The following is a 12289-nucleotide window of genomic DNA, read 5'->3' as shown; positions in this document are numbered from 1 at the left end:
GAATTGGTTCTGGTGCGTTCGCCAAGACCTTTGTCACCACTGCCATTAAGAACTATTTCTATCAAGAACCCACCTGCCTATACTAAGAAAACGCCTGCACTACAGCCCGGGCATTACCCGCTTTGGTGGCTGCTGAAGGGCGTGTCATTGCTGCCGTTCTGGCTGATTTATGCGCTGTCCTCGGTGCTGTACGGGGTGGTGTATTACGTGGTGGGGTACCGGAAGAAAGTGGTGCGGCAGAACCTGGCCAACTCCTTTCCACAGTACTCCGCGCAGCAGCGCCTGGCCATTGAGAAACAGTTTTTCAGAAACCTCTCAGACATTTTGCTGGAGACGTTAAAGCTGGTTTCCATCTCGGCCAAAGAATTGGAGAAAAGGGTGGAGATACGGGGCCTTGCCGAATTCAATGCTTACCTGGAGAACGGGCAGTCTGTGATGTTGCTGGGCGCGCACCTGGGCAATTGGGAATACATGTCGGCGGCGGGGAATGCGGTGGTGCCGGTGCCGGTTGACGGCGTGTACAAGCCGCTGGCCAGCTCGTTTTTTGAGGTATTCATGTTCCATCTGCGCAGCCGCTTCGGGATCACGTTGGTGCCCATGAAAGACACCTTGCGCCACTTGCTCCGGCACCGCGGACAGACGCGGGTGTTGTCTTTGCTGTCTGACCAGGTGCCGCCGCACGGCCATATTCAGTTCTGGACCCATTTTCTGCACCAGGACACCCCGTTTTACGTGGGCGCCGATAAACTCAGGACCTCGTTTGGATACCCCACGTTTTTTGTGGGCATGCGCCATGAAGGCCGGGGCAAGTACGTGGTGGAATTCCAGGAACTGATGGAGCCGCCCACTTCCAAATCCGATGTGGAAGGTTTTCCGCTTACGGAGCTTTTTGCCGCCCGCCTGGAACGCTGGATTACCCAATACCCCGCCGAATACCTGTGGTCCCACAAACGCTGGAAGCATAAGCGGCCTGCCGCCGCTAGTCCTGAGTCTTGAGGCTTGCGTTTTCGGGCTCATTTTTAGAAACGAAGCCAAAAACGCATTTCAGACTCAGAAATCAACTACAGATATTCTTCCAAGTCGCCGGCGCCTTGGCGCAGCACCTCAAACTCGTCATTTTCACAGTTCACCACCGTAGAGGCAATGTTGTTGCCGTAGCCGCCATCAATGACCAGGTCCACCAGGTTTCGGTACTTCTCATAGATCAGTTCCGGGTCTGTGGTGTATTCCACTACTTCGTCTTCGTCATGAATAGAGGTGGAGATGATGGGGTTGCCCAGTTCTTCCACCAGGTTTAAGGCAATTCTATTGTCGGGCACGCGTATGCCCACGGTGTCTTTGCGTTTGCCGCCAATCTTGGGCACCTTGCCGCTGGCTTCCAGCACAAACGTGAACGGCCCCGGCAGCGCCTTCTTCATGATTTTGTAGGTCTGCGTGGAGATTTTGGCGTAGTCTGAGATGTGCGTGAGGTCATGGCAGATAAACGACAGGTGCGCCTTGGCCGGGTTGATGCCTCTGATCTGGCAGAGCCGCTCCACGGCGCGCGCGTTGTGCAGATCGCAGCCCAGGCCGTAAATGGTGTCTGTGGGGTAAATCACCAAACCGCCTTTCTTGAGCACCTCTACCGCCTGCATGATGGCTTTCTGCTGAGGATTGTCTGGGTGAATGCGGAGAAACGTTGCCTGTGCCATGGGGATTAGGGGTGAGTTTTTGAATGAGCGAATGAGTGAAGGTGCTTATGTTTTAACTTAAGTTGTAAGTTGGCGTCAAAGAACGAACAAAAAGCACTCGCTTTTGCTTACGCGCAAATCAAATTTTCCGTTTTCGGCCTCGTTTCTGTAATTGAGCCGGAAAACGATATGGATGAGGTACGGAAATGCCAAGGGGCAATCACTGAAAGGAAAGAGCAGCCAACTTCAAACCTTCACGCATCTGGTCATTCCTTCCGGCGCATTTTCAGCATTCACGCCTTCATGCGTTCACTCATTCAGTCATTAAATTAGTACCTTTGCCTTCTATGTCAGAAATGAATACACCCGTTACGCCCGGCCCCAGACGGTCGCGCACGCCCAAGAAAACCAGCAAATGGACCTATGCGCTGGTGCTGTTAATGTTCCTGTTTGTGTGTTTCTCTTACTACGTGTACCAGATTGTGTACACGCCCAACGTAGAAAATAAAGGCGAACCCGTGTATGTGCTCATTCCGCGCGGCGCCACCTATGAGCAGGCCATGGATTCCATTGAAGCCAAAAAGGTGATCATTGACAAACTGTCCTTCCGGTTTATGGCCAAGTGGATGAAGTACCCGCAATTGGTAAAACCGGGGCGCTATGAATTGGAGAACGGCCTCACCAATTACCACCTCATCGCCAAGTTGCGCAGCGGCGACCAGGACCCCGTGAAACTGACTTACACCAACGTAAGATTGAAAAAAGACCTGGCGCAGAAACTGAGCACGTTCATTGACGCTTCACCCAAAGAGATTGACTCCTTGCTCAACAGCCCGTCGTTCACCCGCAAACTGGGCTTTGACACCACCACCATTCTCACCATGTTCATCCCTAACACCTATGAGATGTACTGGACCACGTCTGCCGAAGAGATGATGGAGCGCATGAAAAAGGAGTACGACAAATACTGGACGCCCGCGCGCGTGGCTAAGGCCGAAAAGCAGGGCCTCACCAAAAAGGAAGTCTCCATTCTGGCCTCCATTGTGCAAGCTGAGCAAGGCATGCACCCAGACGAGCGCCCGCGCATTGCCGGGGTCTATCTGAATCGTCTTAAAAAAGGAATGCTGCTGCAGGCAGACCCTACGGTGGTTTTTGCGACGGGTGATTTCACCATTAGAAGAGTGCTGAACGTGCATTTGCGCACAGACTCGCCGTACAACACCTATAGAAACAAAGGCTTGCCGCCGGGGCCCATCAATTTGCCGTCCATCACGTCGTTGGAGTCTGTCTTGAACCCGGAGCAGCACAATTACATCTATTTCTGCGCGAAGGAAGATTTCTCAGGTTACCACGCCTTCGCCACCAATGAAGCCGACCACCGCCGCAACGCCGCCCGTTTCCACGCGGCCATGAACGCGCGCAACATCATGAAGTAAATCAAATTCCTGTTTTCGGGCTCATTTCTGGAAATGAAGCCGAAAACAGGAATTTTTCTCAACTTAATTGGCAGAAGTGTTTACATCAGAAGTACAGATACGGGTGCGCTACGCCGAGACAGACCAGATGGGCTACGTCTATTACGGCAATTACGGCGCGTATTATGAAGTGGCCCGCACCGAAGCGTTTCGGAAATTAGGCATCCATTACAAAGAGATGGAGCAGGACGGCGTCATGATGCCCGTGCTGGAGATGCGCTGCAAGTACATAAGGCCAGCCCGTTATGATGATTTGCTCACCGTGAAACTGCTCCTGAAGGAAAAACCCAGCGGCGCGCGCATCAAATTTGAGTACGAAGTCTATAATGAAGCGCAGGAATTGCTCAACGTGGGCGAGACCACCATGGTGTTTGTGGACATGCAGACCGCACGGCCCACGCCCATACCCGTCGGCATTTTAACCAAGTTGGACCCTTATTACCACGCATGACAGTTTCTGAGCGCCTGACCCAGTCCCGGCAGTACCGGAAGTTCATTGTCTTTCTCAAGCGCCTGCGCTTTGTGGAGGGCAAGGTGTCTGTGTACTACGTACTCAAGGTCATGCTAGAGGAACTGCAGCGCGACTCGCTCACCAAGCGGGCATCTTACATGGCCTTCAACTTCACGCTGGCCATTTTCCCCACCATCATCTTTCTGTTCACGCTCATTCCGTACGTGCCGGTGGGCCACCTGGACCAGGACATTCTCATGCTGCTCTCAGACGTGATGCCGCCCGAGATTTACATTGCCGCCGCCGACACCATTGAAGACATTGTGAACAAGCCGCGGGGCGGGTTGCTGTCCTTCGGTTTTCTGTTTGCGCTGGTGCTCTCCACCAACGGCATCATGAGCCTCATGGACGCCTTTGACAAGAAATACGCCACCTTCAGAAAACGCACGTACGTACGAAAGCGCCTCATTGCCACCGCACTCACCTTTGCCCTGGCCGTGATTTTGTTTCTGGCCATTGGCGCCATCTTCTTCGGGACGTACATTCTGGATGCGCTGGTGTTCTATGAGATTGTGACCGAGTCTTTCACCTACGGCCTCATTGTGTCTGTGAAATATGTGGCGGTGGTGTTGCTGTTCTTTCTGGCCACGTCCATGATCTATTACTACGTGCCGGCGGTGCATGACAAATGGCCGTTTGTGAGCGCGGGCAGCGTGGTGGCTACCTTGCTGATTTTTCTGGTGAGTTGGCTGTTCTCGCTCTACATTGGCAAGTTTGACTCCTATAACAAATTCTACGGCTCCATTGGCGCACTCATAGGGTTAATGGTCTGGCTTGATTTTGTGTGCATGGGCTTGATTGTGGGCTTTGAGGTGAACATCAGCATTGACTCCCTCACCAAACGCTTGGTGAAAGGCAAAGCCTAGGCTTCCTGTTTTCGGGCTCATTTCCAGAAACGGAGCTGAAAACGGAAATACTTTAAGCTAGGCGCGAGCAAATAAACTGGTGGGCTAGAGCGGGTTAGCGTTAAACGGGGCGCAGCCCATGAAAAAATTTGACGAAAAGTGAAAAAATGCGGCCCTGCCTCTTGACAGGTTCAGTTCCTTGCCTTACTTTTGTAGCACATTTAGAGAGATGGCAGAGTGGTCGAATGCGGCGGTCTTGAAAACCGTTGACCTTTACGGGTCCGGGGGTTCGAATCCCTCTCTCTCTGCTTCCAAACCCTCAGTGACCACACTGAGGGTTTTTTTTCGGCCGAAAACGTCCCCCACAACATTCGGCTTGTTCCAGCAACGTGCATCCTTTGGCGGCTTCTTCCTTTTATCCTTCGTCAAAAAAAGAAGAAAAAGAGGCAGATAACAATGTAGGCCGCAACCGGTTATGTTTCTATGCAGAGTCACCTGACCCCCGGGTGCCCATTTTATAGTAGGTAAGACTGGCATTCCCAACAATAGAAAACCACCTGAAAGTTGCCAGAAGAAAGGAACCCGGGCCGCAAGCAGAAAAGCAATGGAAAAACTGACAAGTACGAACAAAGCGCGCACAGACCTTTTCTATCTGTCTTTAATTGGCAATTCCCTTGACATTGTCTCTGTGCTGGACCTGAACGGCCTGTACACCTACGTGGGCGGCAACATGTTCTTGTCTTTGGGCTATACGGCAGAAGAACTGTTGGGCACCTCGCCCTATGCCCTCATGCACCCAGAAGACCTGGAAATAGCCCGCGAAAAGTTAGGGGACATTCTCCACCATAAAACCCTGGAGTCGCCTAACTTCCGGTTCAAGGCCAAAGACGGCTCCTGGCGATGGATGGAAAGCCGCCTGACCAACATGCTGGACAATGAATATGTGCGCGGCATTGTGATCAACGCCCGTGACATCACCGCCCAGGTGGAGGCGCAGACCAAGGAGAAAGAAACCAAGGCCTACTTCCATTCTTTGTTCACGCACCACCCAGACGCCATTTTCACGCTAGACAAGCAGGGCTTGATTGTAGAAGCCAACCAACGCGCCTCTACCTTGCTCCGTGACTCTGCGCTGGACATTGTGGGCACCCATTTTCTGCAGTTAGTGCCCGCAGACCAGAAAGCCAAAGCCTTGAACGCCTTTAACGGAGTGCTTGCCGGGCAGGTGGAATTGTTTGAGTTAATACTGCGCACTGGTACAAAAGACCAGCTTATCTTGTCCATTACGGGCGGGCCGGTGTTCAAGAACGAAAAGGTCACCGGGGTACAGTTCATATCACATGACATCACAGAGAAAGAACGAATAAAAGAACAGGTGGAGCTGCAGTCTTTGCTGGCCACCGTGACCGTAAACGGCGTGCTCATCACCAACAAAGAACGGCGCGTGCAGTGGGTGAATGACAGTTTCTGCCGACTCACGGGCTATACCCTGGAAGAAGCGGTGGGCCAAAAAGTGTCTGAGCTGCTGCACGGGCCGGCCACAGATGCACGCACAGTAAACGCCATAAGGCAGAAAATGGAACGCGGCGAAGCCATCACCACCGAGATCCTCAACCTGAAGAAGAACGGTGAGGAAATCTGGTTTTCCATGGAAATCATTCCTATCAGAGACAAAGCCGGTGAGGTCACGGGCTACGTCTCTACCCAAACCGACATCACCGACAAGAAACGAACCGAATCTGAGCTGCTGCAACTCACCAAAGAACTGTACCGCCATAACCGCAACCTGCAGCAGTTCACTTACATTGTGTCGCATAACCTGCGCGCGCCGGTGGCCAATGCGGTGGGTCTTTCCAACTTGTTGCTGGAGCAGGACCACAGCACCGGTGTGTTCCAGAAAACGCTCAGTCATTTGAATATCACGGTCAAGCAGTTGGATTCCATTTTGCAGGACTTGAACATGATTCTTTCCGTCCAGGACCAGCATCACACTGTGGAGAAGGAGCCGGTCTTATTGGCCGAGGTCTGCCAGCAAGCCATTTCCATTTTGCAGGACGCCCTGCAGGAGTGTGCCGGACAGGTGCATTTGCAGGTGCAGGAAGACTTGGTCATTCATACCAAACGCGCCTATCTGTACAGCATTCTATACAACCTGTTGTCTAACGCCATCAAATACCGTTCCCCCAACCGGCCGCTGGAAGTGACCCTCAAAGCCTTTGGGGGAGAGTTGCAGGGTGCGGTTATCTATTTCTCTGACAACGGCCTGGGCATGGATCTGGACCGCGTGGGCAGCCAGGTGTTCAAACTCTACAAACGCTTCCACCGCAACATTGAAGGCAAAGGCATGGGGCTCTTTCTGGTGAAATCACACGTGGAAGTGCTGGGCGGCGATATTAAAGTGAGCAGCAAGGTAGACAAAGGCACCAGCTTCACCATCTTTCTCAAACCAGATCATCCTCAAGGAGAGTAGCACTGCATTTCTGGTTCCAGGCACCGGCCAGCAAATTTCCGTTTTCGGGCTCATTTTCAGAAATGAGCCCGAAAACGGAAATTTCTAGTTGCAGCGGTTGGCCAGGAAAATCGGATTGCATCAATAATTGACTTTAGAAGCAGCCGAAGTTTCTTCTGATTTATCATCGGCACATCTTGTCATTCCATTAGATGCGTATTCTGGTTATGCCATAAAGCCGTCTTCCCGTTTTGGGGCTCATTTTCAGAAATGAGCCCCAAAACGGGAAGACGGCTTCGTTGTAAAAGAGGTGTTTTAGCGGTTATTCCCGCACGCGGTTTCGTTCACTCTCAGAACCGCTGGTGTCCTGGCGGCGCTGGCTTGTGGTCTTCCCGAAACGGTAGCTGTAGGAAACGGTCACCACGCGGGTGTCTCCCAGGTTGGTCCACCAGGCGTCTGTGTTGGTGAGGTTGTTGATCACGCCCTTGTTCACGCGGCTGTAGAATATATCAGACACGTTCACGCGCAGGGTGCCTTTGTCCTGGAACAGGCGTTTCTGCACGCCCGCGCCCACCTGCCAGTAACTGCCCAGCTCAAACTGCGCGTAAAAGAGTTTGCTGCGGTACAGACCGTTCACTTCGGCGCTCCAGCCTTTCTTGAACGTGAGTTGGTTGTTGAGCGAGGCATACAGGAAGTTTCCGCCGGCATCTAGCTGTTTGTCATAGAGTTGGCTCTTGAACTGGTTGTGGCTGAACTCGGTGTACAAGGTGCTTCGTAACCATTTCTGCGGGTTCACGGTGGCGTTCAGAGAGATAACCTTTGATTCGCTTTCCCCAATGTTGCCCGGACGGCTATAGTAACGTTTGCCTACTTCGGCGTCATCTTTTATCTCAATGGTCTCGTTGATCAGGTCATATGATTTGCTGTAGCGCACCGAAGCCGTGATCAGGTTATGCGTGTAGGACATCTCCAGGTTGTGCGAAAACGTGGGCTGCAAAAACGGGTTGCCGGCGTAATACGTCACTTTGTCCAGCGGCGACAAAAACGGGTTCAGATCCTGGAAAAAAGGCCGGTCAATGCGCTTGCCATAAGACAGCGTGATGGATTTCATTCCCGCCGAATCTAGTTTGTGCTGCACATACACCGTGGGGAACACGTTGGTGTAGCTGCGCGAAAACGATGAATCTTTCTTCTGGATGTTGCCCAGTTGGTGGCCTTTGATGACGGTGTTTTCCAGACGTGCCCCGGCCTGCACAGACCAGCGGCCAAATTCCTTGTTCATGTTGGCATACAGCGCATTGATATTTTCGCGGTACTTGAAATGGTTGCTCAAATCATAATCTGGTGCGGTCACACCGTTCTCAGTGGTGAGGTAGCGGGCCACGTTGTTGGTTTTGATGTAGCTGGTTTTGCCCCCGGCCTCTACGTTCAAGCCGTTTTTGAGCGGATGGCTGTAATCTACCTTGGCAGTGTAGATGTTGATGTCACTGGGCAGGGCACCGGCAATCTGGTCTTGGCTCCGGAGGTCACCGTCTGGGTAATACACAAAGTTTTTGTACAGCTGCTCGGCGTCTGTGCGGTAGGCTACATAATCAGCATCGGCGCCCAGCGTGCGGCCCGTCTTCCCGAAGGAGTGTCTCAAATTTAGGTTCACGCTACCGTTTTTAAACGAATTGCTGTTCCTGTTGTCGGCTACAATGGTGGAGTCCAGCTGGCCGTTGGCTTTGCGGAGTTCACTGATGTTGTCGGTCTGCACGTCAGTGGGGCGAGTGAGGCCGTTGAAGACCACGCCCAGGGTGGTAGATTGGGTGAGGTAATAGTCCAGCCCTAATTTCACGGCCCAAGATTCTGAGGTTCTCACAATGTCTGAGTTCTGGCTGAAACTGGCGTTCAAGGTCTGGTCATTGTTTTTGTAGCGGCGCTCAATGTTAAGGTCAGAAAATCCTCTATTGGCGGTCTGGGAAAACGTACTGAAGAGGTTGATTTTGTTGTTTCTATAGTTGAGGTTCAGGCTGTTGCTGGCTTTGCCGTAGCGCCCGCGCCCATAGCTCAGGTTCACGTTTCCGTTAAACGATTTGGTGTTGTTTTTCTTGGTTTTGATGTTGATGACGCCCGCATTGCCGGCCGCCTCATATTTGGCCGGTGGGTTGGTCATGATCTCAATGGTTTCCAGGGTCTCAGACGGCAAGGAGCGCAGGTAGCTTTCCAGGTCAGCGCCGGCCAAATAGGTGGGTTTATCATCAATGAAGACCACCACGCCAGATTTCCCCTTTAAACTGATGGCTCCGTTCTCGCCTACCAACACGCCCGGCGATTTCTCCAGCACTTCCAGGGCGCTGGTGCCGGCGTTGGAGAGCAAGGCGCCCACGTTCACCACGGTTCGGTCAATTTTCTGTTCCACAAACAGTTTCTGGCTGGCAATAGTCACTTCCTGCAACACCTGGGCGCCGTCTTGGCTTAAAATTACGGTTGGCAATGCAAGGTTGTTGCTGACCTCTATCACCAACGGTGCGCTATAGAAAAGTTTGTAGCCCAGGTAGTTCACCAGCACCAGGTAGGTATTGGGTTTCAGGTTTTCCAGCTCAAAGGCCCCGGCGGCGTCTGTCAGGCTGATTTTCACCAGGGAACTGTCCTGGGCTTTCAACAAAGAAACGGTGGCGGCCTCAATGGGCTTTTTGTCTGGGTCTTGCACCGCGCCGGTTATTTTGCCGGCGCCTTGGGCCCGCACTAAATTCGGCGCAGCCACCAGCAAGAAAAGGATTAGATAAGAAAGGGTTTTCATAGGGTTAGATTGCTTAAACGTCTTTGAAATAGAATGATTTTTGTATCTGAATTCAGGAAAAAATAGGCACAGCAAGGGCTGGAACACCTGTTGAAGGTGACAGCGAAGGGCAAAAAAGAAGGTTTTCGGGGCTTGGGGTTACATCACAGATGCGTCAGTGAGCGGTTTGTCTGGCAGAGGCAGCGCGCCCGTTCCATGCAAATGGTTTCTGCCTAAATAAGTGTATTGGAAGTCCTCGAAAACGGGCAGGGTAGGGGTAGAATGTTCCAGCAACGGGCTTTCCAGCCTGAATTTATCCACGGCCTGGGCGGTCAGTTCAGCGTACACGCGGTCAGTTTCAGCTTCTTTGACCAATTCCAGAATCAAGGCTTTATTTCTCTGGATATCAGCAGACCGAATTGTTTTATTGTTGACCGAGAATTGCATCACTTTGTGGTCCTTCACTTTGATTTCAAACACGTTGCCGTCATGGTCTGTGGTGATGGTGCCGTTTTGCAGGAACTTGATGAACAGCGGATTTTCAGGCTCAGAGGTCACGTGGGGCACCTGTCCGTTCACCACTATGGAAATTTCGCCTTGGTCATACTGGTGCATCAATTCCTGGAGCAGGACTTTGTACAACTGCACTTTCTCTGGGCTGGCGTGTTGCCCGTTTATCTTGAGCGCCAGTACCGCCACGGAGTCTTTTTCCACTTCATAGAGAACGCCGCCTTTTTTAAACATGTAGCGGGTGAGAATGCCGTCACAAGATTTGGTGGCGCCGCCCTCGGGCAAGGTTTCCTGGTTATACAAGGGCTTGTTAAGCAGCGGAGCAAGTGCCAGTTTCTTTTCTTTTCTCTGAGGGTTTTTAGTGACGGCAGTTTTAGAAGCAGTTACTTTTGCTGAAGGTATAGTTTGTGGTTTTGCCGGAAGATAGATGTTCAACGTCTGCACCACCTGCTTGGCTTTTTCAGAGAAGGCGGCGGGTTTGGTGAACGCCAACACGCCCACCGAAACCACTGCAAAACAAACCACCACAAAGAATTTCTCAGAACGCTGCAAGGGGGCGTTGTGCTGATAAATAATGCGTTTCACGCGGTCAGTGAGCGAAGAAGAGGTTTCAGCAAAGCTGGGTGCCAGGCCAAACCTGTGGAAATTGTATTCCTGGAACGTGACCAGCGCCTGCAAGAAATTGCTTTTGCTCTGCAGCGTCTGGATGGCCAGATCATCACAGCAATTCTCGCGCTCCTGCCGTATGCGGGCCGACAGCCACAACACCGCTGGGTTGAAAAAGAACAGCACTTCGGCAAAGGTCTGCAACAGGTTCACCAGGTAATCTCTTCTTCTAATGTGGGCCAGTTCATGCAACAAAATGGCCTCCACCTGATCCATGGGCACTTGCGCCAACATGCCCACCGGCACCAGCACCAGCGGTTTCAAAAACCCAATCACCAGCGGCACCTGCACCAGGCCAGACTCCAGCAAGGTTACCGGCACGTTTAGCCTAAGCAAGGCCGCCAATTGCTCTAATTTCTGCTGCCAGGCCACCGCCGGAACAGACACGTTCTCTTTCCGGAGCCGGACCAGGTAATGCAAGCCGCCCACCAACTGCAGGCACTTCACCGCGAACACCACAAACCAACCCAGCACTATGTACAAGGCATGTCTGGTGCAGAAACTTTTAAACGCCGCCACCCAATCAGTCACCACTACTTCGGGTGCCAAGGACGTGGCCTGGTAAACGCTGTAAGAACTCAGTTGCTGGCCAAATACTTCATGAGACGTAGCTCCCTGTAAATGGGTCTGCTGCATTTGTTGCCAGAAAGTCACCGCGCTGGCCGCCAGGAACAGCACAAAAAGCCCGGCCAGCAGGTTGTAGCGCACCGCCGGGGCGGCGCGTTTGGTGAGTTGCACCACCAGGCCCGCCGCCACGGCCAGCACCAGCCCTTGCCAAACGGAGTGCAGGAGGGTCCAGCAGAGCGCTTGTACCACCCCAGACGTATTCATGAGTACAGCCAGAACTGTCATTGATGTGATTGGTTAATTATTCCTTCGGCATTTTTTTGATCATCTCCTTAATGGCCTCCAACTCAGCGCCGGACGTTTTCTGGTTTCCCAACAGCTGCATCATGAGCTTGCCCGCCGAGCCGTTGTACATGGTGTCAATAAACCGGTTGAGCAGATGGTCCTTGGTTTTTTCTTCGGCCTCTGCGGCGCGGTAAATGTGTTTCATGCTGCTTTCATCGCGCAGCAGCAAGCCTTTCTCCACCATAATCTGCATGAGTTTTAAGGTAGAGGTGTAGTTGATGGGGCGCTGTTGGTTAAGGGCGTCATTGACCGCGCGCACGGTAGAAGGCCCCATTTGCCACAACACCTGTAATATCTCCAACTCGGCCTTGGTAGGCTCCGGCAACTTGTCTGTCATAGGTTCTTTCCCGTTCATGCTCCAAAGGTAGGAAAAGTTTCGTACGAACAAACAGTTACCTAAAAATTTTAATAACTTTTTTTAGTCGGATTAAAATATAACTAACCGCCGGTCAGGCAGATAGGAGCGGAAGTTTCCTGTTTTCGGGCTCAT

The 12289-nt window shown here is 52.3% G+C and carries 9 protein-coding genes and 1 tRNA gene; 6 read left to right on the top strand and 4 right to left on the bottom strand.

Annotated elements, in window-relative coordinates; genetic code table 11:
- Nucleotides 1-30 precede the first annotated feature (30 nt).
- Complete coding sequence (locus IMY23_RS07925) at nucleotides 31-996, top strand: lysophospholipid acyltransferase family protein (protein WP_192821561.1); 966 nt, start codon at nucleotides 31-33, stop codon at nucleotides 994-996.
- A 65-nt stretch (nucleotides 997-1061) separates the two neighbouring features.
- Here IMY23_RS07925 and IMY23_RS07920 read toward each other — a convergent pair whose 3' ends face one another.
- A complete protein-coding gene (locus IMY23_RS07920; protein WP_192821560.1) occupies nucleotides 1062-1691 on the bottom strand; it encodes an L-threonylcarbamoyladenylate synthase in 630 nt (209 codons plus the stop codon).
- Between the two features lie 326 nt (nucleotides 1692-2017).
- Here IMY23_RS07920 and mltG point away from each other — a divergent pair, with 326 nt between their 5' ends.
- The 5 genes from mltG (at nucleotide 2018) to IMY23_RS07895 (ending at nucleotide 6971) form a co-directional block, all read left to right on the top strand.
- Entirely contained in the window at nucleotides 2018-3106 is a 1089-nt protein-coding gene (mltG, locus tag IMY23_RS07915; protein WP_225986451.1) for an endolytic transglycosylase MltG, read from the top strand.
- Between the two features lie 76 nt (nucleotides 3107-3182).
- The gene (locus IMY23_RS07910) at nucleotides 3183-3596 is read left to right on the top strand and encodes a thioesterase family protein (protein WP_192821559.1); all 414 of its coding nucleotides are present in this window, start codon (nucleotides 3183-3185) and stop codon (nucleotides 3594-3596) included.
- Nucleotides 3593-4522 (top strand): YihY/virulence factor BrkB family protein, encoded by a 930-nt coding sequence (locus IMY23_RS07905; RefSeq protein WP_192821558.1) that lies wholly within the window; start codon nucleotides 3593-3595, stop codon nucleotides 4520-4522. The genes IMY23_RS07910 and IMY23_RS07905 overlap by 4 nt, the downstream gene beginning before the upstream one ends.
- A gap of 202 nt (nucleotides 4523-4724) precedes the next feature.
- Nucleotides 4725-4809: transfer RNA gene (locus IMY23_RS07900), tRNA-Ser, on the top strand.
- A gap of 296 nt (nucleotides 4810-5105) precedes the next feature.
- Nucleotides 5106-6971: a PAS domain-containing sensor histidine kinase gene (locus tag IMY23_RS07895; protein ID WP_192821557.1), complete on the top strand. Its 1866-nt coding sequence runs from the start codon at nucleotides 5106-5108 to the stop codon at nucleotides 6969-6971.
- Nucleotides 6972-7272: 301 nt separating this feature from the next.
- Here the strand turns inward: IMY23_RS07895 and IMY23_RS07890 are convergent, their stop codons facing one another.
- The 3 genes from IMY23_RS07890 to IMY23_RS07880 form a co-directional block, all read right to left on the bottom strand.
- Nucleotides 7273-9732: a TonB-dependent receptor domain-containing protein gene (locus IMY23_RS07890; RefSeq protein WP_192821556.1), complete on the bottom strand. Its 2460-nt coding sequence runs from the start codon at nucleotides 9730-9732 to the stop codon at nucleotides 7273-7275.
- A 138-nt stretch (nucleotides 9733-9870) separates the two neighbouring features.
- Entirely contained in the window at nucleotides 9871-11739 is a 1869-nt protein-coding gene (locus tag IMY23_RS07885; RefSeq protein WP_192821555.1) for a M56 family metallopeptidase, read from the bottom strand.
- 16 nt (nucleotides 11740-11755) lie between these two features.
- Nucleotides 11756-12136, bottom strand: a complete 381-nt coding sequence (locus IMY23_RS07880; RefSeq protein ID WP_225986450.1) for a BlaI/MecI/CopY family transcriptional regulator — start codon at nucleotides 12134-12136, stop codon at nucleotides 11756-11758.
- Nucleotides 12137-12289: the final 153 nt, after the last annotated feature.

This window comes from Rufibacter sp. LB8 (assembly GCF_014876185.1).
GTDB lineage: Bacteria > Bacteroidota > Bacteroidia > Cytophagales > Hymenobacteraceae > Nibribacter.
Note: the sequence above shows the minus strand (reverse complement) of the source record. Positions and strands in the feature narration are given on the sequence as shown.